Here is a 25,162-nt window from a genome sequence, read left to right on the forward strand (position 1 = left end):
GGCCGGCCGTGCGCCGGACACACGAACGACGCCCGGCCGGTAATGATCACGGTCGGGCGTCGGGCGGGGCGGGGCGACTCAGTCGTTGGCGACCACGGGGTAGCGCGGCTCGTTCTCGGCCATCTGCCGCAGCGCGTCCTTGCGTTCGCGCTTGGAGAGACGGTCGATGTAGAGGTACCCGTACAGGTGATCCGTCTCGTGCTGCAAACACCGGGCGAAGTAGCCCGTGCCGCGTACCTTGACCGGGTTGCCCTTCTCGTCCTGGCCGGTCACTTCGGCGTAGTCGGGCCGGGCCAGCGGCGCGTACGCGGTGGGCACCGACAGGCAGCCCTCGTTGCTGTCGTCCAGTCGGCGCCGGTCCGCGGGCAGTTCGACCAGTCGGGGGTTGCAGACCACGCCGGTGTGCCGGACGCCCTCGTCGTCGGGGCAGTCGTAGACGAACACCTTGAGGTCGACGCCGATCTGGTTGGCGGCCAGGCCCACGCCCTCGGCGGTGTGCTGCGAGGCGAACATGTCCGCGACGAGCTGCTGGAGCTCCTCGCCGAACTCGGTGACGTCCTTGCACTCCTTGTGCAGCACCGGATTCCCGACGACGGTGATGGGCCGCGAGGTCCCGGCGTCCCGCCAGGCACGCTCGCGCTCCTCCGTCTCCTCGGTGTCGATGACGAAGCCCTCGTCGTCCACGGGGAGCACTCCCGCGTGCTGGTGATCGGTGTCCTGCTGCGCCATGACCGACGTATGCCTTCCTGCAACCTGGAGAAACCTACGAGTACAGCCTAAAGGGATCCCGCTCCGGGTCTCAGCAGACCTCTTCGAGGTCCCGCCAGTCACGGGAGTCCGGACTGTCCGCGACCCAGCCGTCCAGCAGCCCCCTCACCAGCGAGGCCGGCGCGGCCACCCCGCACTCCCGCTCGGGCACCCACAGCTGTCCGTCGGTGCGGTGACCGAGCGGCCCGGGGTGTCCCGGCTCGCTGTGATCGTGCGGGTCGAGATGCTCGCCGTCGCCCTCGTCGGACGGCATCCGCGACTCGGAGCACATCCGGCACAGCAGCCGCACGGAGGACGACCAGTCCTCGGCGGCGAAGCCCGCGTCGGCGGCGAGCTGCTCCAGCGCGTCGCGGTCCGCCTCCGTGGCCGCCTCCAGCAGGACCACCCAGGTGGGGACGGGCGAGGGTGCCCACAGCTCGATCTCGTCGAAGACGGGATAGGAGTGCCCGACGGAGGTGGTGCGCTCGCCGTGCGGCACCCCGTCGTGCAGCACGACCTCGCCCCAGCGCCGCCCCGAGGACGGCAGCGGGATCGACAGCACCTCGGTGCGCGCGGGGTCCAGCCGCCGTCCCCACACCACCTCGGCCTCCCCCTCGGGCGACAGCCGTACGGCGGCGCTGCCCAGGTCCATGCCGAGCGGTTCGCCGGCGGCGGTGGCACCGCCCGGGACGTGCAGTCCGTAGGCCTGCCAGGAGCGCCGGGCCAGCGGCCAGTCCTGGAGGGCGGTGGCGGCGATGCCGACGTTCCACCAGTCGGGGGCGCCGGTCTCCCGGTCGAGCAGGGCGACGGCGCGGAGCCCCGCGGTGCGGGCCTGCTCCCAGTCGTGCCGGAACTTGTGCAGCAGGGCGAGGTTGAACCAGGACTCCGACAGCCAGGGTTCGAGGTCGGCGGCACGGGTCAGCAGCGCGCCCGCGTCCTCGTACCGGCCGTCCCCGATCAGCGTGAACGCGCGGTCGGTGGCCTGCCGCCAGGAGGCGGAGGGCCGGTGCCGTCCCTTGCCGAAGATCCTCACGATTCCCGCCTGCCAGTTCCGTTCTGTGGGCTGGCCAGTGCCCCCGGACGCTCTCTCCCTCGCATCCAACCACGTATGGCTGGAGGGCCGCTCATTACCCATGGGTTACCCACCCGCGGTCAGGGTCAGACAGCCCCGCGACAGGACCCTGGCCAGGGCTTCCACCACGTCGGGGGCGTACTCCCCGCCGGCGCCCAGCCGCAGTTCCTCCAGCGCGGTCAGCGGCCCGCCGGGGCCGGCGTCGCGCACCTTCTCCTCGTAGGCGTTGACCACCCGCACGATCCGGGCGGCCGTCGGCTGCTCAGGGTAGGGGTCCGCCTGGCGTTCCACCACCGTCGCGACCTGCGCGCCCGCCCCGGTCCGGCGGACGACGGCCCCACCCAGCAGCGCGATGCGCCGCTGCTCGGCCGGCGGCAGACCGGCCGTGGCCCCGGCCGGGACCGGGTCGACGAGGCTGAGCTGACCGATGTCGTGCATCAGGGCCGCGTACTCCAGCACGGTCAGCTCCGGTTCCGTCAGGCCCAGGTCCCGGCCGACGGCCTGAGCGAGCCGTGCGACCCGGCGGGCGTGCCCGACCGGGGTGTACCCGGCGATCTCGGTGGCGCGGGCCAGCGAGGCGATGGTCTGCCGGTAGGTGGCGCGGACGGCGGCGTACCGGCGCAGGGACAGCTGGGTGAGCAGCAGCGGCACCGAGAACACCGGCAGCGCCCACAGGCCGACGACGGCCACCGCCAGCGCCATCACCGCGCCGGTCGCGCACACCGCCGACCCGATCCCCGGCACGGACCGCAACTCGTCACGGAGCAGCGGCGGGAACGGCCAGCCGGTGCGGGAGTGCGCGAGCGCGGCGGCGACGACGGCTTCGCACAGGGTGGTGAGGACGAGCAGGGCGAGCAGCAGCAGCGCGTAGGCGGGGCCGCTCCAGCGGTCGAACACCCCGCGGTTGTACAGGGGCTGGAAGCAGACGGCGGCGAACCCGACGGCCAGCACGCGCCGGACGAGGTGGTCCAGGACGCGTCCCTGTCCCCGCGCGAGATGCGGCACGCTGCCGAGCAGCGAGGCGGCCGCCACGACGGAGACGACCTGGGCGGTCCCGTGCCGCGTGGCATGCCCGGCATGCTCACCGAGCAGCGCGTACGACAGGGCGGCGGCCGCGCCGAGCGGCGCGGCCCCGCGCGGCCCGGGCCCGCTCCACCGGGTCACCTCGCCGACGGCCACGAGCACGCCGAACGCGAGCGCGACCGACCGCTCCGCCAGGCCCGAACGGAGGACGGTCAGGAGGGACACCCCGACGAGAAGTCCGGCGAAGGCGTGCAGCACGCGCAGGGGCCGGCAGGCGTGTGCCGTGCGGCGGCCGCTCACCGCCGGGCTCCGTATCGTGCCGGAGCGGCTTCGGGAAGAGTCTCGGGGCCGCCCGTCGCCGGAAGCGGGGGCAGTGCCGCTCCGGGCCCGGTCGGCGGGCACCGGACCGCCCCCGGCGGTTCCCCGGCCGCCCACGGGCACCCCGTGCCCCTCACCGCCGGGCCTCCGGCCGCTCGGCGAGCGGGGCCGGTGACGCGGACGATGACGCGGACGGTGACGGGGCAGGGGCGGGCGCCGGCAGGCGGGGCTCGTCGGCGGTGACGACCGGGTGCCAGCCGTCGCGGGTGATCACGCGGGTCAGCGCGGTGACCATGCGGGGGTCGAAGTGGGTCCCCGCGCACCGCTGGAGTTCCTCCAGCGCCACCCGCACGGGGCGGGCCCGGCTGTAGGAGCGGTTCGAGGTCATCGCGTCGAAGGCGTCGGCGACCGCGACCACCCGCGCCGGTTCCGGGATCTGACCGCCGGCCAGCCCGTAGGGGTAGCCGCTGCCGTCCAGCCGTTCGTGGTGGTGGAGGATCGCCGAACGGGCCTCGCCGAGGAAGGAGATGCCCCGGGTGATCTCGTGCCCGTACTCGGGGTGCAGTTCGATCACGCGCCGTTCCTCCGGCGTCAGGGGGCCGTCCTTGCGGAGCAGGCGGGTGGGCACGCCCAGCTTGCCGACGTCGTGCAGGATCCCGGCGAAGCGGATGACCTCGACCCGGTCCTCGCTCATGCCCAGTTCACGGGCGATCATCGTCGAGGCCTGTCCGACGCGTTCGCTGTGCCCGCGCGTGTAGCCGTCCTTGATGTCCACGGCCTGCACCAGCGCGCGGATCGTCGCCTGATGGGCGGCGCGCTCCCGGTGGTACTGCGCGAACACCCACCAGGACACGCCCATCGGGAACAGCACGAGCAGCGCGGCGACCGGCCCGTAGGGGCTGTGCCACAGGACGGCCATCATCAGGCCGGCGAGTCCGTGCACGCCCAGGGGCGCCAGGGAGCGCGGGAACAGCCCGTGCCAGGCCCGCCGCGGCGGCAGCCCCTCGGCCAGGGTGAGCATCCCGCCGTCCAGGGCGGCGAGCACCAGGCACAGGACCAGGACGGCCGCCCCGGCCGGCAGGAGGAGGGCGGGGGTGCCGGACGCCTCGACGGCCTCCCGGCCGCCCAGCGCCCCGTGGGTGCGGGACGCGGCCCATACACCGAGCGCCAGCCGGGCGGCCCGCCACACGCGCCGCAGCGCGCCGGGGCGCTGTTCCACCGGGGACAGCAGCGCGCCCGGCAGCGGCACGAGCGCGGCGGCCGCCGCCGGCAGCAGAAAGGCCCCGGCCAGCAGGACGGGGTAGAGGGTGCCGGCGAACCGGCGGCGGGCGACGCGCTCACCGCCCGCGTACAGCGGGGCGAGCAGCAGGACCGGCCACCAGGACGCGCGGTCCGTCGGCAACGGGATCAGGCAGCACACCGCGCCCAGGGCGGCGCAGACGACGTACACCCGCGCCCTTACCGGAATGCCGTCCATGTCGCCCTCCCCCGGCCACGGCTGGTCCAGGTTCCGGAGCCTAGGGTGGCGGGGGGTGGCGACGCGGGCGCATCACCCGCGGATTAGCACATTCGGGTGATGTCGGCGGGTCCCGGGGAGACGTACGAACCGGGCGGAGCCAGGTCCTGAGAGGCCTCAGGACTCTCGATCCCGGGAAGGCCTCGGGGCTCCCGGTCTCGGGAGGCCTCAGGACTCCTGGCGGGTGACCGACACGTCGTGCTCGGGCACGGTCTGACCGGAGCGGATCAGCTCGAGCCGGCCCATCACCTTCGAGCGCAGGTCGCTCGGCACGTCGTCATGGCCGCAGCAGCGCTTGACCAGCTTCTTGACGGCCTCTTCCAGCCCGTACTTCTCCAGGCACGGCGAGCACTCGCTGAAGTGCTGCTTGAACTTGTCGCGGTCGACGTCCGGCATCTCACTGTCGAGGAACTCGTAGAGATGGTCGAGGACCTCACCGCAGTCCGTCTCGTGCGGCTCTCCGCAGCTCATGAGCCCGAGCCTTTCGCTTCGTTCGACTCTCCGGCGCCGGCGGGGACCAGCCCGCGCTCACGGGCGTAGTCCTCGAGCATGCCGCGCAGTTGACGGCGACCCCGGTGCAGCCGGGACATCACCGTACCGATGGGTGTCCCCATGATGTCCGCGATCTCCTTGTACGCAAAGCCCTCGACGTCCGCGAGATAGACGGCGATGCGGAATTCCTCGGGGATCGCCTGGAGCGCAGCCTTCACGTCCGAATCGGGCAGGTGGTCCAGCGCCTGCGACTCGGCGGAGCGCAGACCTGTGGACATGTGCGACTCGGCGCGCGCCAGCTGCCAGTCCTCGATCTCCTCGGCCGCGCTGCGCTGGGGTTCGCGCTGCTTCTTGCGGTACGAGTTGATGAAGGTGTTGGTCAGGATCCGGTACAGCCAGGCCTTGAGATTGGTGCCCTCGCGGAACTGGTGGAAGGACGCGTACGCCTTGGCGTACGTCTCCTGCACCAGGTCCTCGGCGTCCGCCGGGTTGCGCGTCATGCGCAGAGCGGCCGAGTACATCTGGTCGAGGAACTCGAGCGCGTCCCGCTCGAAGCGCGCGCTGCGCTCCGCGGTGGACTCCGCGCCCGTCCCCACGTCCGTGCCCTGGCCCTCGGGCAGCTCCGCCTGGCCGTTGTCGGTCCCTGCGTCGGTACCGGTGACCGGACCCACCTCCTCAAGATCGCGGGCAGAACCGAAACCGGTCCCACTCGAATCGGAGGATAGACGACTACCCGTCCCACCCGCCGCTCGAATAGGAGCGGTCCTGGCCGCGTGCAGCACCGTCCAGTCCAGGTCGGTGCGGCTGGGGCAGATGGTCGAACCCATGCGCCGGACTTCCTCTCCTACGACATCGGTGCTGCGTGTTCAGCACTTCTGTCCGGCTCAACAGTCGTCCGCCCCGCGGCATTCCCCGCCGTTCACCCGAGTGACGCGGCCCACCCGACGACTGCCGCGGTGATCGTCTCCAGGGCTTGCTCCTGGGTGACCGGGGCCCTTTTGGGCACGGCGAACCCGTGATCACCGCCGGGCACCTCGACGAGTTCGTACGGCCCGCCGGGAAACTCCCCGGGCCTGCCGAAGGGGTCGTTGCCCCCTTGGACGACGAGCGTGGGCACTCCGGCACCCAGCAGTTCGGCGGCCCGGGACCTCTCCGGCCTGCCGGGCGGGTGGAGCGGGAAGCCGAGCGCGAGCACGGCGTGGGCACCGAGTTCGGTCGCGGTACGGCAGGCCACGCGGGCGCCCGCACTGCGCCCGCCGGAGATCACCGGCAGGCCGGGGGCCGTGACGGCCGCCCAGATCCCGCGCCAGCCGACGTCGAGCGTCTTCGGCGCGGGTGCCACCTTCTTCCCGGCGACCCGCCAGGGCTGCTCGACGAGGGCGACGCTGACGCCGTGCCCGGGGAGGACGTCGGCGAGCGCGCGCAGGTCGCGCGCCTCGATGCCGCCGCCGGCCCCGTGGCTCACGGCGAGGACCAGCCTCGGCCGCTTCGCCCGGTGCCAGGTGATGCGGGCGGGCCCGGCGTCGGTGTCGACGGCCTGGATGGTCCCTGGAGTCCCGGGGGGCCCGGCAGTCCTGGTGATCCCGGCGATCCCGGGCGTCTCGTTCTTCTCGCTGGTCACGTCTGCCGCATTCGTCCCGTCGGTCACGTCAGAAGAGTGTGCCCTCCTCGGGGCCCTCCAGCTCTTTCAGCAGCTCCGGGCCGTTGTTGCGGACGTTGCTCACGGCGGTCGACACCGGGTAGGCACGCATCAGGCCGGGCGGCGGCGGTTCGAGCAGGGAACGCAGGTCCTCGACGCCCGTCCGGGACGGGTCCAGCCAGGCGTCCCAGCGGTCGGGGGTGAGCATCAGGGGCATCCGGGGGTGGATGTCGTACAGCGTGCGCGGGCCCTCGGCGGGGGGCGCCGCGAGCGGGGTCGTCTCCGCCTCGGTGGTGACGATCGAGCAGGTCGCCCACCACGCCTGCGGATGGTCGTCCGGCAGCGTGCGGTCGCGCCAGAACTCGTACAGCCCGGCCATCGCGAAGACCGAGCCGTCGGCCGGGAGCACGAAGTAGGGCTGCTTGCGGGGCCGCTTCCTGCGGCCCTCGACCTCCAGGTCGCGCTCCTGCCGTCCGGTGACCCACTCGTAGTAGCCGTCGGCCGGGATCACGCAGCGACGGGTGGCGAAGGCGCGGCGGAACGACGGCTTCTCGTGGACGGTCTCCGCGCGCGCGTTGATCATCCGGGCGGCGCCCTCGGGCGTCTTCGACCAGGACGGGACCAGGCCCCACCTGAGCTTGCGCAGCTGACGAACCGGGCGCGGGTCCGGCACGTCCTTCAGAGGACGATCCAGGACCACGTGGACCTCCTTGGTGGGGGCCACGTTGTAGTCGGGCCCGAGGGTTTCCCCGGGCTCCCACTTATCGACGTCAAAGACTTCCACGAGATCCTCGGGCCTGCGACTCGTCGCATAACGTCCGCACATACGTGCCACACTGCCAGATTCCGCAGGACGAGAGGGAGTCACCGGAAATCATGGACAGCATCGCCGCCACCGCGCTGCCCGACCTCTGGGACCGGCTCGTCGGCACCCAGTCCGACCCCGACCTGTGGGTGGTGATCGCCACCATGGCCGCCGCGCTCGCGGTGGTCGTGCCGCACACCCTCTGGCGCCTCTCCCGCAACGCCATCACCATCGCCCACGAGGGCGGCCACGGTCTGGTCGCGCTGCTCACCGGCCGCCGACTGACCGGCATACGGCTGCACTCCGACACCAGCGGCCTGACCCTCAGCCGGGGCAAGCCGCACGGCCTCGGCATGATCCTGACCGCGGCCGCCGGTTACACCGCTCCCCCTCTGCTGGGCCTGGGCGGCGCCGCGCTGCTCGGCGCCGGCCGCATCACGCTGCTGCTGTGGCTGGCGACGGCGCTGCTGGTGGTGATGCTGGTGATGATCCGCAACGCGTACGGGGTGCTGACGGTCTTCCTCACGGGCGGCACGTTCCTACTGGTGTCCTGGCTGGCCGGCCCCCAGGTGCAGGCGGCGTTCGCGTACGCGGTGGTGTGGTTCCTGCTGCTGGGCGGCGTGCGCCCGGCCTTCGAACTCCAGGCGAAGCGGTCCCGCGGCGGCGCCGGGGACTCGGACGCGGACCAGCTGTCCCGCCTCACCCACGTGCCGGCGGGCCTGTGGCTGTTCCTCTTCCACGCGGTGAGCCTGTGCGCGCTGCTGGGCGGCGGACGCTGGCTGCTGGGGGTGTGAGGGGCGCCTTCGGGGGCGCGCGAGGAGGCGCGGGCCGCCCGGACGCGGGCACGCGCCTCCCCGGCCGGCCCCCACGCCGGACCGCCCGGACCATGCCCTGCTTATACAGTGGGCCCATGGCCCCGAACCCCGCCCACACCGCCCTCTGGCCCGCCCCGCACGCGAGCGAGGCCGTCGACGCGACGGTCCACGTGCCGGGGTCCAAGTCGGTCACGAACCGCGCTCTCGTCCTGGCCGCCCTGGCTTCCGAGCCCGGCTGGCTGCGCCGTCCCCTGCGCTCCCGCGACACCCTGCTCATGGCGGCCGCCCTGCGCGCGATGGGGGTGGGCATCGAGGAGGGCGTGGGGCCCGACGGAACCGGCGAGGCCTGGCGGGTGCTCCCCGCGGGGCTCCGCGGCCCGGCCACCGTCGACGTCGGCAACGCGGGCACGGTGATGCGCTTCCTGCCGCCGGTCGCCACGCTGGCCGACGGTCCGGTCCGCTTCGACGGCGACCCGCGCTCGTACGAGCGCCCCCTGGCCAGCGTGATCGACGCCCTGCGCGTGCTCGGCGCCCGCATCGACGACGACGGCCGGGGCTCGCTGCCGCTCACCGTGCACGGCGGGGGCGCTCTGGACGGCGGCCCGGTCGAGGTCGACGCCTCCTCCTCGTCGCAGTTCGTGAGCGCCCTGCTGCTGTCGGGGCCGCGCTTCAACCAGGGCGTCGAGGTCCGGCACACCGGCGCCACCCTGCCCTCCCTGCCGCACATCCGGATGACGGTGGACATGCTGCGCGCGGTGGGCGCCCAGGTGGACACCCCGGAGTCGGGCGGTGAGCCGAACGTCTGGCGGGTCACGCCGGGCGCGCTGCTCGGCCGGGATCTGACCATCGAGCCGGACCTGTCCAACGCGCAGCCGTTCCTCGCGGCGGCGCTGGTGACCGGCGGCCGGGTCGTCGTCCCGGACTGGCCGGCCCGGACCACCCAACCGGGGGACCGGCTGCGGGAGATCTTCACCGAGATGGGCGGTTCCTGCGAACTGACCGAGTACGGCCTGGCCTTCACCGGGTCGGGCGCGGTCCACGGCATCGACGTCGACCTGAGCGACGTCGGCGAGCTGACCCCGGGCATCGCCGCGGTGGCCGCCCTCGCCGACTCCCCCTCCACCCTGCGGGGCGTGGCGCACCTGCGGCTGCACGAGACGGACCGTCTGGCCGCACTCACCAAGGAGATCAACGAGCTGGGCGGCGACGTCACCGAGACCGCCGACGGCCTGCACATCCGTCCGCGCCGACTGCACGGCGGGATCTTCCACACCTACGACGACCACCGCATGGCCACGGCCGGCGCGGTCATCGGCCTGGCGGTGGAGGGCGTACAGATCGAGAACGTCGCGACGACGGCGAAGACGCTGCCGGACTTCCCCGGCCTGTGGACCGGGATGCTCGGGGCGTCCGGGGTATAGGGACTTTCGCCATGCGCCGCTACGGCAAGCACACCGACGAGGACGACATCCGCAGCCGCCCGAACCGCAAGGGCAACCGGCCGCGCACGCACACCCGCCCCAAGCACGAGGACGCCGCCGACGGCATGGTCCTCACCGTGGACCGGGGCCGGCTCACCTGCCTCGTCGAGGACCGCATCGTGATGGCGATGAAGGCCCGCGAACTGGGCCGCAAGGCGGCGGTCGTCGGTGACCGGGTCGCCCTGGTCGGTGACCTGTCGGGGACGAAGGACACCCTCGCGCGCATCGTCCGCATCGCGGAGCGCACCTCGGTGCTGCGCCGCACCGCGGACGACGACGACCCGTACGAGCGCGTGGTGGTCGCCAACGCCGACCAGCTCGCGATCGTCACCGCCCTGGCCGACCCCGAGCCGCGCCCGCGGCTGATCGACCGCTGCCTGGTCGCGGCGTTCGACGGCGGCCTGACCCCACTGCTGGTCATGACGAAGTCGGACCTGGCGTCCCCGGACAAACTGCTGGAGCTGTACGGCCACCTCGACATCCCCCACGTCGTCACCAACCGCGAGCAACTGGCGAGCGGCGACGCGGCGGATCTGGTGCGCGAGCAGCTGGCCGGGCGGGTCACGGCGTTCGTCGGTCACTCGGGCGTCGGCAAGACGACCCTGGTGAACGCGCTGGTCCCCGAGGAGCGGCGCCGGGTGACGGGCCATGTCAACGCGGTCACGGGCCGCGGCCGGCACACCACCACCTCGGCCCTCGCCCTGCCCCTGAACGGCACCGACGACTGGGTCGTCGACACCCCCGGCATCCGTTCCTTCGGGCTGGCCCACATCGACCCGTCGCGCGTGATCCTCGCCTTCCCCGATCTGGTGCCGGGTACGGAGGGCTGCCCGCGCGCGTGCAGCCACGACGAGCCGGACTGCGCGCTGGACGCGTGGGTGGCCGAGGGGCACGCGGACCAGGCGCGGCTGTACTCGCTGCGTCGCCTGCTGTCGACGAGGGAGCGCACGGAGGGCGACTGACCTTCGCGCGTTTGCGGGTGCCGGGGTTCGGTAAGTGCATAATCGCACCGAGCCGCTTACACGGGAGGACAGCACATGGCGTGGCTGCTGGTCGTCGTCGCGGGAATGCTCGAGACCGGTTTCGCCGTCTGCCTGAAGCTGTCGCACGGTTTCACCAGGCTGTGGCCGACGATCGCCTTCGCCGCGTTCGCCCTGGGCAGCTTCGGTCTGCTGACCCTCTCCCTGAAGAAACTCGACGTCGGCCCGGCCTACGCGGTCTGGACCGGGATCGGCGCGGCCGGCACCGCGATCTACGGAATGATCTTCCTGGGCGACCTGGTATCCGTCCTGAAGATCGTCTCGATCAGCTTCGTGATCATCGGCGTGATCGGCCTCCAGCTGTCGGGCTCGTCCCACTAGAATCTGTCCGGCGGGGGCGACAGCACCTCTCGGTCCGCACCCTGCCGGTGCAGGGCCCCCCGCACCAGCTCCCCCACCGCGCCGCCCCCGGCCCCCTCCCCCGGCGGGGCCGCCACGCAGGACAACGCGAGCCGCACCGCCAACTCGCAGACCGGCGCCGCCTCACCTCCGCTCCCCCCGCCCACCGCGGCCGCGGCCCGATCCCGTACGGCCGCCACCAGATCTCCCGGCGAGGGCAGCGCCGCGTCCGCCCGCCGCTGCGCGGGCACGGCGCAGGACGACGCCACCGCGGCCAGGTCCAACGAGGGCAGGCGCGTGCTCCAGCACCCGGTGAGCAGGGCCCGCACCACCGCGTTCCCCCGGGCCGCGGAGACCGTCCACTCCGCGACCGCGACCAGCCGCTCCCGCCCGTCCCCCGGCACCCTCAACGCCCGCTCGACACCGGCGAGATACGCGTCGGCCTCCCGTCTGACGAGCGCCCGGGCCAGCCCCTCCTTGCTCCCGAACTCGTTGTAGAGGGTCTGCCGGGACACCCCGGCCGTCGAGGCGACGTCCACCATCCGCACGGCGGCCCACGGCCGGCGTGCGAGTGCCGCGAAAGCGGCGTCCAGCAGGGATTCCCGCGCAGGCATCATCGCCTCCCTGGGACGAGCGGTTCTGCGCCCAGGTTTGACGCGCCGGTAGGCACTGTCAAGGGTCCGCGGGAGGCGGCCCGTACCGGCACACGGGCCCGCGGCCCCCGTGCACCGCCCCGCCGCCGCGCACCGCCCCCGCCGCGAGCCGCTCCCACCGCGAGCCGCGCGGCCCCGCGCCCCGCTGCGCCGGTCCCTCGCCAGGCCCCCGCCGGGCCCTGTGTGGCCCCACCCCCACCACGGCGGATACCGTTCGTCCCATGCCGGACTACCACGACGACCTCCGCCTCGCGCACGTCCTCGCGGACGCCGCCGACGCCGCGACCATGGCCCGCTTCAAGGCCCTCGACCTCAAGGTCGAGACCAAACCGGACATGACCCCGGTGAGCGAGGCGGACAAGGCCGCCGAGGAGCTGATCCGCGGCCAGCTCCAGCGCGCCCGCCCGCGCGACGCGATCCTGGGCGAGGAGTACGGCGTCGAGGGGACCGGTCCCCGCCGCTGGGTGATCGACCCGATCGACGGCACGAAGAACTACGTGCGCGGCGTCCCCGTCTGGGCCACCCTCATCTCGCTGATGGAGGCCGCCGAGGGCGGCTACCAGCCCGTCGTCGGTGTCGTGTCCGCGCCCGCCCTGGGCCGCCGCTGGTGGGCCGCCAAGGGCCACGGCGCCTACACCGGCCGCAGCCTGACCTCCGCGAGCCGCCTGCACGTCTCCCGCGTCTCACGGCTGTCGGACGCCTCCTTCGCGTACTCCTCGCTCAGCGGCTGGGAGGAGCAGGGGCGGCTGAACGGCTTCCTGGACCTCACCCGCGAGGTCTGGCGCACGCGCGCGTACGGCGATTTCTGGCCGTACATGATGGTCGCCGAGGGCTCGGTCGACCTCTGTGCGGAACCCGAGCTCTCCCTCTGGGACATGGCGGCCACGGCGATCGTCGTGACGGAGGCCGGGGGCACGTTCACCGGCCTGGACGGCCGTCCGGGCCCGCACAGCGGCAACGCCGCCGCGTCGAACGGGCTGCTCCACGACGAGCTGCTGGGCTACCTCAACGAGCGCAGCTGACCGACACGTATGAGCGCGCGCGCCCTCAACTGGACGCGCGCGCCCTCTTGTTGACCCCCGCTTTACCTGCCACCCTGACGACACCCCCACTTGTGAATTTGTGAATCCGCGCACCAGCGGATTCGTAGGAGGTGTTCAGCCCATGCTCGTCCGCGACGCCATGAGCACGGTGGTGCTCACCATCGGCCCCGCACACACACTCCGGCAGGCCGCCGCCCTGATGTCCGCACGCCGCGTCGGCGCGGCCCTGGTGCTCGACCCGGACGCCGGTGGCATCGGCATCCTCACCGAACGGGACATCCTCAACTCCGTGGCCCGGGGCGAGAACCCGGAGACCGAACGCACACACGACCACACCACCAACGACGTCGTCTTCGCCGCCCCCACCTGGACCCTGGAGGAGGCGGCCGCGGCCATGGCGCACGGCGGCTTCCGGCACCTCGTCGTCCTGGACCACGAGGAGGCCGTCGGCGTCGTCTCCGTCCGCGACCTCATCCGCTGCTGGGCCCCCGCACGGCAGCCCGCGCCGGCCCTGTGAACACGCCCGGGCCGGACTCCCCGGAGGGAGTCCGGCCCGGCCGGTCACGACAAGCGGTCCAGTGCTGGAGCATCAGCCGCGCAGGGCCTGGACCGCGGCCTCCAGCCGCTTGCCGTAGTCTCCGTCGGCCCGACGGAAGTTGCCGATCGCCCGTTCCGCGATGTCGTCGCGGGAGACCTTGGCGATGAAGCCCGCCAGGTTGCCGATCAGGCGTTCCTTCTCGTCCTCCGACATCAGCCGGTAGAGGTTGCCCGCCTGCACGAAGTCGTCGTCCTCGGCGTGGACCGGCGCCGGGTGGTTGCCCGTGCCGCCGGTCACGGCGGTCGCGGACCACAGCGGGCGGTCGGTCTGGAACGGTCCGCCGAAGCTGTTCGGCTCGTAGTTCTTCGCCCCGCCGTGGCGGCCGTCGTACAGAAGACCGTCCCGCGCGTGGGTGCGCGCCGCGGTGGCGTGCGGGCGGTTCACCGGCAGGTGGTCGGCGTTGATGCCGACGCGGTAGCGGTGGGCGTCGCCGTAGGCGAAGAGGCGGCCCTGGAGCATCTTGTCCGGCGAGGGGCCGATGCCGGGCACGAAGTGCGCCGGCGAGAAGATCGACTGCTCGACCTCGGCGAAGACGTTCTCCGGGTTGCGGTTGAGCTCCAGCTTGCCGAACTCGACCACCGGGTAGTCGGCGTGCGGCCACACCTTGGTGAGGTCGAACGGGTTGAACCGGTACGTCGCCGCGTCGGCCACCGGCATGATCTGCACGCCCACGGTCCAGGTCGGGTACTCGCCGCGCTCGATGGCCTCGCGCAGGTCCCGCTGGTGGGAGTCGGGGTCCTCGCCGGCGAGCAGGTTGGCCTCGGCCTGGGTGAGGTTCTTGATGCCCTGGTCGGTCTTGAAGTGGTACTTGACCCAGAAGGCCTCGCCGGCGGCGTTGTTCCACTGGTAGGTGTGCGAGCCGAAGCCGTCCATGTGGCGGTAGCTCGCCGGGATGCCGCGGTCACCGAACAGCCAGGTCACCTGGTGGGTGCTCTCGGGGCTGAGGCCCCAGAAGTCCCAGACGTTGTCCGCCTCCTGCGAGCCCGTGTACGGGTCGCGCTTCTGGGTGTGGATGAAGTCGGGGAACTTGATGGCGTCCTTGACGAAGAACACCGGAGTGTTGTTGCCGACGAGGTCGTAGTTGCCCTCCTCGGTGTAGAACTTCAGCGCGAACCCGCGCGGGTCGCGCACGGCGTCCGCGGACCCGAGGTTGCCCGCCACGGTCGAGAACCGCAGGAACGTCTCCGTCCGCTTGCCGACCTCGGAGAGGAACGCCGCCCTGGTGTACGGCGTGACGTCGGCGGTCACAGTGAAGGTGCCGTAGGCGCCGGCACCGCGGGCGTGCACCACGCGCTCCGGGATGCGCTCACGGTTGAAGTGCGCCAGCTTCTCCAGAAGCAGCTGATCCTGGACCAGGACGGGGCCGCCGATGCCCGCGGTCTCGCTGTTCTGGTTGTCGGCCACCGGCGCGCCGGCCTCCGTCGTGAGCGACCCCTGCGTCACGCGCGCCTCCTGCGTCATTACCGACCGTTCCTGTTGCTTGGCCAAAGTCAGTCTCGATCCTACAATAGATATTGTCCAAGTCGAGCAAGCATCCAAAGTCACACCTGTTCGGGACTCGCCTCTCCCTCCTGTTAGGCTGGTGCCATGAGTGACCTTCTGGAACGGCTGCGCGGACGCGGATGGCGAATGACCGCGCAGCGGCGCGTCGTGGCCGAGGTCCTCGACGGCGAACACGTCCACCTGACGGCCGACGAGGTCCACGCGCGGGCTGTGGCCAAGCTGCCCGAGATCTCCCGGGCGACCGTGTACAACACGCTCGGTGAGCTGGTCTCCCTCGGCGAGGTGCTCGAGGTCGCCACCGACAAGCGGGCCAAGCGGTACGACCCGAACGCGCACCGGCCGCACCACCACCTGGTCTGCGCCCAGTGCGGCGCCATCCGCGACGTCCACCCGAGCGGCAACCCGCTGGCCGACCTCCCCGACACCGAGCGCTTCGGCTTCACGGTCTCGGGCGTCGAGGTGACGTACCGCGGCGTCTGCCCGAACTGCGCGTCGGCGTCGGCGCCGGCCTGATCCACGCGACACAGAAGCCCCGGCGTCCGTCCTGGACGCCGGGGCTTCGTGTTGTTCCGACACCGCCCGAATCGGGGACCGCCCGCATCAGACACTGCCCGAACATGAGTCGAGGGTCGGAACCCTTTCGGATTCCGACCCTCGGCCTTCAGTAGCGGGGACAGGATTTGAACCTGCGACCTCTGGGTTATGAGCCCAGCGAGCTACCGAGCTGCTCCACCCCGCGTCGTTGAATGCAACGTTACGTCACGCGAACAGGAAGAAGCAAATCGATTCGCCACACCCTGCCGTCGCAGGTCAGGGCATGCCGGCCGGGACGGCGGGACGGGGCCACGAACCTCACGCCGACAGTTCCTCCCGGAGGGCGTCCCGCAGCCGCGCGGCCCGTTCCGCCACCTCCTCCGGCCCGAGCGACACCGCCCGATCCGCCCACCGCTGCCCCTCCGCCAGCTCCCCCCGACGCGCGTAGACGAGGGCGAGCCGCAACGCCGCCCGCCCGTGCCCGGCGTCGGCCGCACGCGTCCACCACACGGCCGCCTCGGGCTCGCTGCCCTCCCGCGCGAGCAGCAGCCCCAGGTTGAAGGCGCCGTTGCGCGACCCGGCCTCCGCGGCCCTCCGGTACCACCGCGCCGCCTGCACCACATCGCCCCGCGCGGCGGCCAGCATCCCGACCCGTACCTGCGCACGCCGGTGCCCCTGGGTCGCCGCCCGCTCGTACCACTCCTCGCACTCGGTCTTCTCGTGCACGATCTCGCCCAGCTCGTGCGCCGGCTGGGGCGGCCGACGGGCGTCGAGCACGGACGCCAGCCGGTACGCCGCCTCCGCGCTGCCCCCGCCCGCCGCGCACCGCAGATGCCGTTCGGCGGCCTGTTCGTCGCCCTCCCGCAGCCGGGCGATGCCGACCTGGAGCGCCGCCTCGGTGTGCCCGGCCGCCGCCGCCCGCTCGTACCAGCGCAGCGCGACCGCGTCCTCGCCGCGGCCGGCGAACAGGATCCCGAGGTTGAAGGCGGCGTCGACGCTGCCCGCCTCCGCGGCCTTGGAGAACCACGGCTCGGCCCCGGCCGCGTCCCCGCCCTGGAGCAGCAGGACGGCCAGCGCGTTGGCGGCCTCGCGGTGCCCGGCGTACGCGGCGTGCCGGTACCACTGCTCGGCCTGCGCGGTGCGGCCCTGCTCGGCACAGAGCAGGGCGAGGTTGTAGGCGCCGTTGTCGTCCCCGGCGTCCATGGCGGCCCGGTACCAGCGTTCGGCGGTCTGGGTCTGGTTGCGCTCGGCGTACAGGGCGCCCAGCGCGTTGGCCGCGTTGCCGTCGCCGGCCTGGGCCGCGCGCAGCCACCACATGGCGGCGTTCTCGGTGTCGCCGGCGTCGCGCAGCAGGAAGCCGAGGGCGCAGGCCGCCCGGGGCTCGCCGTCCTTGGCGGACGTCAGATACCAGCGCCCGGCCTCCTTCAGCTCGCCCCGCCGCTCCAGGATGGCCCCGAGGTGCAGCGCGGCCCGCCGGTGTCCGCGCGCGGCGGCCTGCCGGTACCACTGCTCGGCCTCCGCCGGCACGGCGACACCGTTGTCCGCCGCGTCCCAGCGCCCGTCGGCGAGCTGTGGCTCCCTGCGGTCGAGCGCCCGCGCGAGCCGGTACGCCGCCTCCCGGTGCCCGCGTTCGGCGGCGGCCCGCATCCAGCGCTCGGCGCCCGGCTGGTCGCCCCGGTGCTCCAGCAGGTCGGCGAGGGCGTAGGCGCCCAGGACGTGTCCTTGTTCGGCGGCCTGGCGCAGCCAGTACTCGGCGGCGGGTTCGTCGCCGCGCTCACGGTGGTGGCGGCCCAGCGCGTGCGCCGCGGGCGCGGAGCCGGCGACGGCGGCGACCCGCCACCAGCCGGCGGCCTCGTCGGGGTAGCCGCGCTGGTGGAGGAGGACGCCGAGGTTGTTGGCGGCGGCACGGTCGCCCGCCGTGGTGGCGGCACGCAGATGGGGTTCGGCGCCGTCGAGGTCGCCGCGGCGCAGCAGCAGGGCCCCGAGGACGCTCATCGCCTCGACGTCGCCGGCCTCGGCGGCGAGCCGTCGGCGTGCCTCCTCGACGGCATCCCCCGTCTCGTCCCGGCTCTCGTCCCGACCCATGTCCGGAGTCTCCTCCGAGGTCTCGTCCGGGGCCCCTTCCACACCGGAAGGCTGCACAAATCGCCCTGTCCTGAACAGAGTTGCCTTGTCCCCCATAACGTCCATCGTCGCACCACCTGCAACCCGGTCACACTTGGTATACCGCAGTCCGTGAGGTCACTTCAGCGTTTTGTCGACATGCCCACAGAGAGACAAGTCAAACACAGATGCCTCAACTCCCCACGTCGGCACGGCGATACCTCTCACGGGGACATGCGTTCGCACACCACGAAGGCCCGGATCCTTTTCAGGATCCGGGCCTTCGCCTGGAGTAGCGGGGACAGGATTTGAACCTGCGACCTCTGGGTTATGAGCCCAGCGAGCTACCGAGCTGCTCCACCCCGCGTCGTGTTCCACAACCGTACCACGACGCGGGGTGGTTCTTGATCAGCCGCTGGGACTGCTGCTCGGACTCGGCGTGGGACTGGCGCTGGTGCCGGGCTTGGCACTCGCGCTCGGCGAGCTGCTCGGACTCGGGCTGCCGCCGCTCTTGTCCGCCGCGGCCTGCGCGTCCTCGGCCCGCTTCAGCGCGGCCTCGAGATCCGCCTGCGCCTTGGCGTACGCCTCCCAGTCGGGCTTCTTGAGAGCCTCCTGGCCCGCGGTGAAGGCCTCCTGGGCGTCCTGCAGCGCCTCCTGGACCGTCGCGTTGCCGGTCGCCGGTGGCGGGGTGGTGGTGTCGCCGTCGTCCGCCGGCGGCTTCGGTGTCGCCCCCTCCGTGCCGAAGACCTTGTTGAGGGCCTCGTCGAGGGAGTCCTCGAAGGCGGTGACGCCTCCGTAGGACACCAACACCTTGCGCAGCAGCGGGTACTTGAGTCCACCACCGCGTACGTAGACCGGCTCCACGTACAGCAGTCCCCCGTCGAGCGGCACCGTCAGCAGGTTGCCGTACTCGACCTCCGAGTCACCGCCCTTCAGCAGCCTGATGGACTCGGCGATGTCCTGTTCGGAGTTGAACTGGCTCTGCACCTGTTTGGGTCCGTCGACGGTCGTGCTGGTCGGCAGTTTCAGGACTCTGATCTTGCCGTAGCCGGAGGTGCCGGCCTCGGAGTCGACCGCCATGAACGCGCTCAGGTTGTCCCGGCCGTTGGGCGTGAACGTCGTCGTCAGCGAGAACGCCTGCGCCTTCTGGTCGGGCATCTTCATGCTCAGGTAGTACGGCGGCACCGCGTCGTTCGACTGGTTGGTCGGGTCGTTGGGCACCTGCCATACCTCGCTGCCGCTGAGGAACGTCGTCGCGTCCTTCACGTGGTAGCGGGTGAGCAGCTCGCGCTGGACCTTGAACAGGTCCTGCGGGTAGCGGAGATGGGCCATCAGCGCGGTGGAGATCTCCGACTTCTTCTCCACCGTGCCGGGGAAGGCCTTCATCCAGGTCTTCAGGACCGGGTCCTTGGTGTCCCACTGGTAGAGCTTGACCTCGCCGGTGTACGCGTCGACGGTCGCCTTCACCGAGTTGCGGATGTAGTTGACCTGGTTCTGCTGGGCCACCACCGCGCGGTTGTCGTTGGTGGCGGTCAGCGAGTCGGCCGTCGTGTCGCCGAGGGTGGTCCGCGAGGCGTACGGGTAGCCGTTGGTGGTGGTGTACGCGTCGACGATCCACTGCACCCGGTCACCCACGACCGCCGGGTAGGCGTCGCCGTCGATGGTCAGCCACGGGGCGACCGCCTCGACGCGCTCCTTGGGCGTGCGGTTGTAGAGGACCCTCGAACCCTCGCCGATCGCACCGGAGTACAGGATCTGCGGCTCGCCGAACGCCACCGCGTACGCCGCCCGGTTGACCGGGTTGGAGAGGTTGACCCCGCTCTTGCCGGTGTAGCTGGTGGTCTTCTCACCCTGGTCGTCGGAGTAGTCGATCTCCTTCTGGGGACCGCCGACGATCGAGTACGTGGTCGTCTTCTCGCCGTAGTAGATCCGCTGCTCGTACTTGCCGAGCACGCCCTCCGACGGCAGGTTGGACTCGGTGAAGGCCGGGCGGCCGTCGGCGTCGGCGGTGGTGCCCTTGGCGGCGACCACGCCGTAGCCGTGGGTGTAGCGGAAGTGGTTGTTGATCCAGTTCTGCTTGTCCACGCCCGCGAGGTTCAGCTCGCGCAGACCGATGACCGTGTCCTGGTCCTGGCCGTTCACGCTGTAGCGGTCCACGTCCAGGTTGGTCGGGAAGGCGTAGTACTTCCGGATCTGCTGGAGCTGCTGGAAGGTCGGCGACACGATGTTCGGGTCCAGGACGCGGATGCTCGCCGCGCCGGCCACGTCGTCGCGCAGCGTCGTCTTGTCCTCGGTCTTGCTCGTCCCCGAGTAGTCGGTGACCTGGGTGCCCTCGATGCCGTAGGCCTCGCGGGTCGCCTTGAGGTTCTTCTCGACGTACGGCGCTTCCTTGGCCTGCTCGTTGGGCTGGACCTGGAACTTCTGGACGATGGCCGGGTAGAGGCCGCCGATCAGGATCGCGGAGAGCACCATCAGGCCGAAGCCGATGACGGGCAGCTGCCAGGTGCGCCGCCACAGCGTGGCGAAGAACAGCAGGGCGCAGATGACCGCGATGCAGAACAGGATCGTCTTGGCCGGCAGGTAGGCGTTGGCGTCGACGTAGCGCAGGCCGGTCCAGTTGTCGGTGGCCTTGAAGTCGCTGGACTTCACGGCCAGGCCGTACCGGTCGAGCCAGTACGCGACCGCCTTGAGGGCGACGAAGATGCCCAGCAGCACCGACAGGTGTCCGGTGGCCGCGGCCGTGGCGCGCGCGCCGGGACTGGTGACGCGCAGCCCGCCGTACAGGTAGTGGGTGAGCGCGGCGGCGATCAGGGAGAGGATCGTGGCGGCGAAGCCGAAGCCGAGCAGGAACCGGTACCAGGGCAGGTCGAAGGCGTAGAAGGACACGTCGAGGTGGAACTGCGGGTCCTTCTGTCCGAAGGACACGCCGTTGATCCACATCAGCCAGGTCCGCCACTGCCCCGACGCCGAGGCGCCGGCGATCAGTCCGACGAGGGCGGTGATGCCGAGCAGCAGCCACTTCTTGTACGGCGCGATGCCCATGCGGTACCGGTCGAGGCTCTGCTGCTCCATCGACATGGCGCTCAGCGGCGGCCGCAGGCGGTGGGCCAGCCAGATGTTGAACCCGACCGCGAGGGCCATCAGCAGACCGAAGACGAAGAAGAGTCCGATCTTGGTCGACAGGGTGGTCGTGAATACGGAGGAGTAGTCCACCGACCGGTACCAGAGCCAGTCCGTCCAGAACCCGGCGAACATGGTGAAGGCCATGGCCAGGACGGCAAGCACGCCCAGTGTCATGAGCAGAGTCCGGACCCGCCGGGACGGGCGGCCCACTCTGATCCGTGGCCCGGTCGGGCCTCCGCCGCGGTCCGGCATCTGGAAAGCCAAGGTTCGCACCCCGAAGTTCGCTGTTGATCCGTCAGGCCCGCGTCTTCGTGGACCCTCCGTGGCCCCCCGTGATCGTGGGCCCACACCTATGCAACTTACTCACCGTTTACTCGGTTCCCGATTCCGGCCGGGAACGAGGCAGGATTGTGACCATGTCCAACACTCCCATGGCGGCGAGCCCGCTCACCCGGGCCGTACTCGAGATCGACGAGTACGCCTCCGGCCTCGGCTGGGACCAGCCCGCCCGCCTCTTCGCCCTCGTAGACACCGCACGGCTGCGGACCCAGGAACCCGCGCTCGCCGCCCAGCTCGGTCTGGAGGACGCGCCCGAGACCACCGGTCTCACCCCGATCGAGCAGGACGAAGTGCCAACGGACAAGCCGCTCGACGAGTTCCTCGCGACGATCGCCTGGCCCGACGCGGTGGCCGGCTGCGCGCTGACCGTGGAGCGTCTGATGCTGCCCCCGTCCGCCGAGGCCCAGGTCCCGCAGGGGCTGAGCGGGGCGAAGCTGACGCGGTGGGTGGCCGATCACCCCGACCGTCAGGAGGTGCGGATGACGGTGGCGGTCCTGCGCGACGGCACCCGGGACTCGGCCCTGCGGCTGCGCGAGAAGGACTCCTCGACGGAGGTCCTCACCGGTTCGCAGCTGGTGCCGGGGCTCGCGGAGGCCCTGTCGGCGACGTTCGAGGAGTAGCCCCCACGGCGTCGCCGCACGGCCCGGCGGCCTCCCGGCGGCGCCTCAGGACTTGCCGGCCGTGCACTTCGGCAGGTCGGCGGTGTCGCCGCTGCGGATGTCCTTCAGGGCGCCCAGGGCGTCCTCGATGGTGTCGACCTTGACGAGCGTCAGCCCGCTCGGGGTGTCCTTGGCGGCGGACGCGCAGTTGTCGGCCGGCGTCAGGAAGTACTGGGCGCCCTTGTCGCGGGCGCCGACGGTCTTCAGCTGGATGCCGCCGATCGGGCCGACCTTGCCGTCATCGTCGATGGTGCCGGTGCCGGCGACGAACTTCCCGCCGGTCAGGCTGCCCGAGGTGAGCTTGTCGTAGATGCCGAGCGCGAACATCAGGCCGGCGCTCGGGCCGCCGACGTCGGCGAGCTTGATGTCGATGGTGAACGGGAACGTGTGGTCGGTGCCGGCGGAGATCCCGACGACGGCCCGCTTCTCCGCGCCGTCGTCGGAGGCCGCCGTCCTGATCGTGACCTTCTGCGTCCTGGTCGCCGTCTTCTGCGCTTTCTCGGCGGCGGCCTGGTCCTTCGCCGGCACGATGGTGAAGACGACGTCCTCGCCGGGCTTGTGCTTCGTCACCAGCTTCGCGACGTCGGAGGGGGCCTTCACCGCCGTACCGTCCACGTTCTTGATCACGTCTCCGGCGTGCAGCCGGCCCTCGGCGGGCGAGCCCTTCACGACGGTGGAGACGATCACCCAGGACTGCACCGGGACGTCCAGCTCCTTCAGGGCGGCGACCTTGGCGCTCTCCTGGGACTGGCTGAACTCCTCGGAGTTCTCCTGGGTGGACTGCTCCTCTGTCTTGCCGTCCGGGTAGAGCGTGTCGTGCGGGACGACCTTGTTGTCGTGCGCGAGCCAGCCGTAGACCGCTTCGACGAGGTTCATCCGGTAGTCGGCGCTGGTCACCCGCACGGTCGTCATGTTGAGGTGACCGTCCGCCGGGTAGGTCTTGCGCCCGGCGATCTGGAGCACCGGCTCGCCACCGTGCTCCCCGAGCGTGTTCACCGTCGGCCCCGGGGACATCTCCGCGTACGGCACGCGGATGAGTACTCCCGCGCAGAGGAGCGCGATCAGCATCAGGGTGGAGGCGAGCATCGTCGCGGTGCGGCGTGGCATGACTCGACAGTACGGGACGCCTCTGTCGGCGCACCGTCAGGGCCACCGCCCGGGTCAGGGACCTCAGGTGCCCGAGTGGGACCTCTCCATGGCCGCGCGGAAGCGGGCGTAACCGTCCAGCTCGGGGCCGTCCCCGCGGGCCTTACGGGTGCGGTTGGCCCAACTGCCCCACAGCCCCGCACCGATCGCGGCGACCAGCGGAATCAGCAACCAGGTGAGCGCCCCCATGCCGACCTCCCAACCCCACGTGCGACCGCAACTGACTGATCAGCAGATTAACCTTCCGCACTGACAACGCTCACGGCAGGGGTGGGGTTACGCAACCGGACGGGTGGCCGGTTCAGCAGGCTCCGACCCGCCCTCCCGCCGCCCGACCACCACCCCTCAACGACGGCGCTACGCACCGACCCACTCTTCGGTGCCGTCGGAGAACCTCTGGTGCTTCCAGATGGGCACCTCGTGCTTGAGGTCGTCGATCAGCTTGCGGCAGGCCTCGAAGGCCTCGCCGCGGTGCGGACAGGACACGGCGACGACGACCGCGAGATCGCCGACCCTGAGGTCCCCCACCCGGTGCACGGCGGCGAGCGCCCGCACCGGGTACTCGGCGACGACCTTCTCCGCGATCCGCCGCATCTCCGCCTCGGCGCTGGGATGACTGGAGTACCCGAGGCCGTCCACGTCGCCGCCGCCGTCGTGGTTGCGCACGGTTCCCACGAACAGTGCCGTCCCACCGGCCGCGTCGTCCCCGACGGCCCGGAAGACCTCGTCCAGGGACAGCGCGCCGTCCCGGATCGCGATCAGCTTGACGGGATCCTGCGCGGCCTGCTCACCGGGGTGATCGTTGCTGGGTGCCATGGTTCCATCGTGCCGCACCCCGCGGACAGGGGGAACAGCGGAATCACCCGGCCCGCGCGCGTAGGGCTCGGAGCCTCCTTCAAGGGTGTCCCCCCGGGGGGCGGCCCCGGCCACCGCGGCCGCTACCGCCGCCGCGCCTTGCGCGCCCGGCGCACCACGGCGGCGGCGCCGAGCAGGGCCACGGTCGCCCCCGCGGCCCCCGCGGCCGTCGCGTCCTTCCGGCCCAGTCGCCGCCCGACCACGGTGTGCCGCCCGGAGACCTCCTCCAGCAGCTCCGCCAGCACCTCCTCGTTGGTCCAGCGGGGCCGCCACCCGGCGTCGTGCAGCCGGCTCCCGCTCACCACCCACGGGTACATCGTGTATGCCAGGTCCCCCGCCGGGGACGGCGTGAGCCCGATCCGGTGCAGCCGGGCCGCCGCGCCGAGCGCCACCGCCGACGGCAGCTCCATCCGCCGGATCCCGCTCAGCTCCTCGACCTCCTCCTGCTCCAGCCATCCGTCGCACCCGACGGCGAGTTCCCCGTCGACCTTCTCCAGGACGGCGTACTCCAGCGCACCGCACAGGTCCTCGACGTGGCAGAACTGCCACACCGGCCGCGACCCGGCGACGACCAGCAGCCGGGGCGACTCGAAGTACCTGGTCAGCGCGGTGTCCGTGCCACCCACCAGCACCGCCGGCCGGACCACGGTGACGTTGAGACCCGGATGGGCGCGCGGGGCGCGGCGGGCGAGCCGCTCGATCTCCAGGAGGTCCCCGACGCCGGTCGCCTCCGCCGTGGCCTTCAGTTCCGCGTCCTCCGACAGCGGCAGCTCGTTGTCCGGCAGCGCGCCGTAGACCATCGCGGAGGTGCACAGGACCACGCGGTGCACCCCGGCGGCCGCGGCGGCGGTCAGCACCGTCTGGGTCCCGCGCACGTTGTAGGCCGTTCGGGCGGCGGCTTCGCTCCCCAGGTCGAGATCGAGCGCCAGATGGACGACAACGTCCGCGCCGCGCAGCTTCTCGGCGATCGCCGGGTCGCGGACGTCGAGGATGTGCCACTGCGCCGCGTCGCACTCGCCCCGCCGCTCGTCTATGGCGACGACCTGCTTGATCTCGTCGGACGCGGCGAGCCGCTCGGTCAGCAGCGCGCCCACCCCGGTCGCGGCGCCGGTCACGGCGACGACGGGGCCGCGCGGCCCGCCCGGGGTCGACGGGTTTCGCGCTGCGCGAACCTGCGGATCTGGGGAACTCACCAGGTGTCTCCAGCGGTTGTTTTCCATACGGGCGCGAGTGACGCGTTCGTACCAGGTGGCATCCATCCTGCCGCAGGCCGCGAGTCGGCGAAGCACCGAGGCCCGATCGGGCCCGGGTGTCTACGC

At 72.0% G+C, this 25,162-nt stretch carries 24 protein-coding genes and 2 tRNA genes; 8 read left to right on the top strand and 18 right to left on the bottom strand.

From position 1 onward, the window contains the following. Positions 1 to 78 precede the first annotated feature (78 nt). The 8 genes from def to AB0N31_RS06290 form a co-directional block, all read right to left on the bottom strand. Complete coding sequence (gene def, locus AB0N31_RS06255) at positions 79 to 729, bottom strand: peptide deformylase (protein ID WP_366057183.1); 651 nt, start codon at positions 727 to 729, stop codon at positions 79 to 81. Between the two features lie 70 nt (positions 730 to 799). After that, the gene (locus tag AB0N31_RS06260) at positions 800 to 1,780 is read right to left on the bottom strand and encodes a hypothetical protein (protein WP_366057184.1); all 981 of its coding nucleotides are present in this window, start codon (positions 1,778 to 1,780) and stop codon (positions 800 to 802) included. A gap of 105 nt (positions 1,781 to 1,885) precedes the next feature. Further along, complete coding sequence (locus AB0N31_RS06265; RefSeq protein ID WP_366057231.1) at positions 1,886 to 3,100, bottom strand: HD domain-containing protein; 1,215 nt, start codon at positions 3,098 to 3,100, stop codon at positions 1,886 to 1,888. Between the two features lie 193 nt (positions 3,101 to 3,293). Next, positions 3,294 to 4,637: an HD-GYP domain-containing protein gene (locus tag AB0N31_RS06270; RefSeq protein WP_366057185.1), complete on the bottom strand. Its 1,344-nt coding sequence runs from the start codon at positions 4,635 to 4,637 to the stop codon at positions 3,294 to 3,296. A 207-nt stretch (positions 4,638 to 4,844) separates the two neighbouring features. After that, complete coding sequence (rsrA, locus tag AB0N31_RS06275; protein WP_366057186.1) at positions 4,845 to 5,147, bottom strand: mycothiol system anti-sigma-R factor; 303 nt, start codon at positions 5,145 to 5,147, stop codon at positions 4,845 to 4,847. Beyond that, positions 5,144 to 5,839, bottom strand: a complete 696-nt coding sequence (gene sigR / locus AB0N31_RS06280) for an RNA polymerase sigma factor SigR (RefSeq protein ID WP_363091038.1) — start codon at positions 5,837 to 5,839, stop codon at positions 5,144 to 5,146. The genes rsrA and sigR overlap by 4 nt, the downstream gene beginning before the upstream one ends. Before the next feature lie 248 nt (positions 5,840 to 6,087). Further along, the gene (locus AB0N31_RS06285) at positions 6,088 to 6,750 is read right to left on the bottom strand and encodes an alpha/beta family hydrolase (RefSeq protein WP_366057232.1); all 663 of its coding nucleotides are present in this window, start codon (positions 6,748 to 6,750) and stop codon (positions 6,088 to 6,090) included. A 67-nt stretch (positions 6,751 to 6,817) separates the two neighbouring features. Next, on the bottom strand, positions 6,818 to 7,633 hold the full coding sequence (locus AB0N31_RS06290; RefSeq protein WP_366057187.1) for an SOS response-associated peptidase: 816 nt from the start codon (positions 7,631 to 7,633) through the stop codon (positions 6,818 to 6,820). Between the two features lie 50 nt (positions 7,634 to 7,683). Between AB0N31_RS06290 and AB0N31_RS06295 the strand changes: the two genes are divergently transcribed. The 4 genes from AB0N31_RS06295 (at position 7,684) to AB0N31_RS06310 (ending at position 11,269) form a co-directional block, all read left to right on the top strand. Next, positions 7,684 to 8,406 carry a M50 family metallopeptidase gene (locus AB0N31_RS06295; protein WP_366057188.1) on the top strand — a complete coding sequence of 241 codons (723 nt, stop codon included), beginning with the start codon at positions 7,684 to 7,686 and terminating at the stop codon, positions 8,404 to 8,406. A 116-nt stretch (positions 8,407 to 8,522) separates the two neighbouring features. Continuing rightward, positions 8,523 to 9,848, top strand: coding sequence for a 3-phosphoshikimate 1-carboxyvinyltransferase (aroA, locus tag AB0N31_RS06300; RefSeq protein ID WP_366057189.1), 1,326 nt, complete (start codon positions 8,523 to 8,525; stop codon positions 9,846 to 9,848). A gap of 11 nt (positions 9,849 to 9,859) precedes the next feature. Next, a complete protein-coding gene (gene rsgA, locus AB0N31_RS06305) occupies positions 9,860 to 10,870 on the top strand; it encodes a ribosome small subunit-dependent GTPase A (RefSeq protein ID WP_366057190.1) in 1,011 nt (336 codons plus the stop codon). A 75-nt stretch (positions 10,871 to 10,945) separates the two neighbouring features. Next, entirely contained in the window at positions 10,946 to 11,269 is a 324-nt protein-coding gene (locus AB0N31_RS06310) for a multidrug efflux SMR transporter (protein WP_366057191.1), read from the top strand. Here the strand turns inward: AB0N31_RS06310 and AB0N31_RS06315 are convergent. Next, positions 11,266 to 11,904, bottom strand: a complete 639-nt coding sequence (locus AB0N31_RS06315) for a TetR/AcrR family transcriptional regulator (protein WP_366057192.1) — start codon at positions 11,902 to 11,904, stop codon at positions 11,266 to 11,268. The two genes, AB0N31_RS06310 and AB0N31_RS06315, sit on opposite strands and share 4 nt — an antisense overlap. A gap of 257 nt (positions 11,905 to 12,161) precedes the next feature. Between AB0N31_RS06315 and hisN the strand changes: the two genes are divergently transcribed. Beyond that, positions 12,162 to 12,962 carry a histidinol-phosphatase gene (gene hisN, locus AB0N31_RS06320; protein ID WP_366057193.1) on the top strand — a complete coding sequence of 267 codons (801 nt, stop codon included), beginning with the start codon at positions 12,162 to 12,164 and terminating at the stop codon, positions 12,960 to 12,962. 142 nt (positions 12,963 to 13,104) lie between these two features. Beyond that, positions 13,105 to 13,500, top strand: a complete 396-nt coding sequence (locus tag AB0N31_RS06325; protein ID WP_366057194.1) for a CBS domain-containing protein — start codon at positions 13,105 to 13,107, stop codon at positions 13,498 to 13,500. A gap of 72 nt (positions 13,501 to 13,572) precedes the next feature. On the opposite strand, the gene AB0N31_RS06330 is transcribed toward AB0N31_RS06325, so the two are convergent. Beyond that, a complete protein-coding gene (locus AB0N31_RS06330) occupies positions 13,573 to 15,024 on the bottom strand; it encodes a catalase (protein WP_366057195.1) in 1,452 nt (483 codons plus the stop codon). A 144-nt stretch (positions 15,025 to 15,168) separates the two neighbouring features. Here AB0N31_RS06330 and AB0N31_RS06335 point away from each other — a divergent pair, with 144 nt between their 5' ends. Continuing rightward, complete coding sequence (locus AB0N31_RS06335) at positions 15,169 to 15,597, top strand: Fur family transcriptional regulator (RefSeq protein WP_366057196.1); 429 nt, start codon at positions 15,169 to 15,171, stop codon at positions 15,595 to 15,597. 152 nt (positions 15,598 to 15,749) lie between these two features. Here the strand turns inward: AB0N31_RS06335 and AB0N31_RS06340 are convergent. From AB0N31_RS06340 to AB0N31_RS06355, 4 genes are all read right to left on the bottom strand, one after another. Beyond that, a tRNA-Met gene (locus AB0N31_RS06340) sits at positions 15,750 to 15,823 on the bottom strand. A gap of 113 nt (positions 15,824 to 15,936) precedes the next feature. Next, complete coding sequence (locus AB0N31_RS06345; protein WP_366057198.1) at positions 15,937 to 17,808, bottom strand: tetratricopeptide repeat protein; 1,872 nt, start codon at positions 17,806 to 17,808, stop codon at positions 15,937 to 15,939. 206 nt (positions 17,809 to 18,014) lie between these two features. Then, positions 18,015 to 18,088 (bottom strand) — tRNA-Met (locus AB0N31_RS06350). A 41-nt stretch (positions 18,089 to 18,129) separates the two neighbouring features. Then, positions 18,130 to 21,096, bottom strand: coding sequence for a UPF0182 family protein (locus tag AB0N31_RS06355; protein ID WP_366057233.1), 2,967 nt, complete (start codon positions 21,094 to 21,096; stop codon positions 18,130 to 18,132). 164 nt (positions 21,097 to 21,260) lie between these two features. On the opposite strand from AB0N31_RS06355, the gene AB0N31_RS06360 reads away from it, so the two are divergent. After that, the gene (locus AB0N31_RS06360; RefSeq protein WP_366057199.1) at positions 21,261 to 21,803 is read left to right on the top strand and encodes a PPA1309 family protein; all 543 of its coding nucleotides are present in this window, start codon (positions 21,261 to 21,263) and stop codon (positions 21,801 to 21,803) included. Between the two features lie 45 nt (positions 21,804 to 21,848). On the opposite strand, the gene AB0N31_RS06365 is transcribed toward AB0N31_RS06360, so the two are convergent. The 4 genes from AB0N31_RS06365 to AB0N31_RS06380 all read right to left on the bottom strand — a co-directional run bounded on the left by AB0N31_RS06365 (position 21,849) and on the right by AB0N31_RS06380 (position 25,036). Next, positions 21,849 to 22,949: a PDZ domain-containing protein gene (locus AB0N31_RS06365; RefSeq protein WP_366057201.1), complete on the bottom strand. Its 1,101-nt coding sequence runs from the start codon at positions 22,947 to 22,949 to the stop codon at positions 21,849 to 21,851. A gap of 63 nt (positions 22,950 to 23,012) precedes the next feature. Then, complete coding sequence (locus AB0N31_RS06370) at positions 23,013 to 23,177, bottom strand: hypothetical protein (RefSeq protein WP_366057202.1); 165 nt, start codon at positions 23,175 to 23,177, stop codon at positions 23,013 to 23,015. Between the two features lie 168 nt (positions 23,178 to 23,345). After that, on the bottom strand, positions 23,346 to 23,804 hold the full coding sequence (locus AB0N31_RS06375) for a molybdenum cofactor biosynthesis protein MoaE (RefSeq protein ID WP_366057203.1): 459 nt from the start codon (positions 23,802 to 23,804) through the stop codon (positions 23,346 to 23,348). A gap of 122 nt (positions 23,805 to 23,926) precedes the next feature. Beyond that, positions 23,927 to 25,036, bottom strand: a complete 1,110-nt coding sequence (locus tag AB0N31_RS06380; RefSeq protein WP_366057204.1) for an SDR family oxidoreductase — start codon at positions 25,034 to 25,036, stop codon at positions 23,927 to 23,929. Between the last annotated feature and the right edge of the window lie 126 nt (positions 25,037 to 25,162).

Source organism: Streptomyces sp. NPDC051051 (assembly GCF_040682975.1).
Classification (GTDB): Bacteria; Actinomycetota; Actinomycetes; order Streptomycetales; family Streptomycetaceae; genus Streptomyces.

Excerpts from the sequence above, each read along its gene's own strand:
- AB0N31_RS06295 (WP_366057188.1), top strand. The coding sequence starts at position 7,684 with ATGGACAGCATCGCCGCCACCGCGCTGCCCGACCTCTGGGACCGGCTC.
- hisN (WP_366057193.1), top strand. The coding sequence starts at position 12,162 with ATGCCGGACTACCACGACGACCTCCGCCTCGCGCACGTCCTCGCGGAC.
- AB0N31_RS06370 (WP_366057202.1), bottom strand. The coding sequence starts at position 23,177 with ATGGGGGCGCTCACCTGGTTGCTGATTCCGCTGGTCGCCGCGATCGGT.
- AB0N31_RS06355 (WP_366057233.1), bottom strand. The coding sequence starts at position 21,096 with ATGCCGGACCGCGGCGGAGGCCCGACCGGGCCACGGATCAGAGTGGGC.
- rsgA (WP_366057190.1), top strand. The coding sequence starts at position 9,860 with ATGCGCCGCTACGGCAAGCACACCGACGAGGACGACATCCGCAGCCGC.
- AB0N31_RS06360 (WP_366057199.1), top strand. The coding sequence starts at position 21,261 with ATGTCCAACACTCCCATGGCGGCGAGCCCGCTCACCCGGGCCGTACTC.
- AB0N31_RS06335 (WP_366057196.1), top strand. The coding sequence starts at position 15,169 with ATGAGTGACCTTCTGGAACGGCTGCGCGGACGCGGATGGCGAATGACC.
- AB0N31_RS06365 (WP_366057201.1), bottom strand. The coding sequence starts at position 22,949 with ATGCCACGCCGCACCGCGACGATGCTCGCCTCCACCCTGATGCTGATC.
- AB0N31_RS06375 (WP_366057203.1), bottom strand. The coding sequence starts at position 23,804 with ATGGCACCCAGCAACGATCACCCCGGTGAGCAGGCCGCGCAGGATCCC.
- AB0N31_RS06345 (WP_366057198.1), bottom strand. The coding sequence starts at position 17,808 with ATGGACGTTATGGGGGACAAGGCAACTCTGTTCAGGACAGGGCGATTT.
- AB0N31_RS06315 (WP_366057192.1), bottom strand. The coding sequence starts at position 11,904 with ATGATGCCTGCGCGGGAATCCCTGCTGGACGCCGCTTTCGCGGCACTC.
- def (WP_366057183.1), bottom strand. The coding sequence starts at position 729 with ATGGCGCAGCAGGACACCGATCACCAGCACGCGGGAGTGCTCCCCGTG.
- AB0N31_RS06290 (WP_366057187.1), bottom strand. The coding sequence starts at position 7,633 with ATGTGCGGACGTTATGCGACGAGTCGCAGGCCCGAGGATCTCGTGGAA.
- AB0N31_RS06270 (WP_366057185.1), bottom strand. The coding sequence starts at position 4,637 with ATGGACGGCATTCCGGTAAGGGCGCGGGTGTACGTCGTCTGCGCCGCC.
- aroA (WP_366057189.1), top strand. The coding sequence starts at position 8,523 with ATGGCCCCGAACCCCGCCCACACCGCCCTCTGGCCCGCCCCGCACGCG.
- rsrA (WP_366057186.1), bottom strand. The coding sequence starts at position 5,147 with ATGAGCTGCGGAGAGCCGCACGAGACGGACTGCGGTGAGGTCCTCGAC.
- AB0N31_RS06325 (WP_366057194.1), top strand. The coding sequence starts at position 13,105 with ATGCTCGTCCGCGACGCCATGAGCACGGTGGTGCTCACCATCGGCCCC.
- AB0N31_RS06310 (WP_366057191.1), top strand. The coding sequence starts at position 10,946 with ATGGCGTGGCTGCTGGTCGTCGTCGCGGGAATGCTCGAGACCGGTTTC.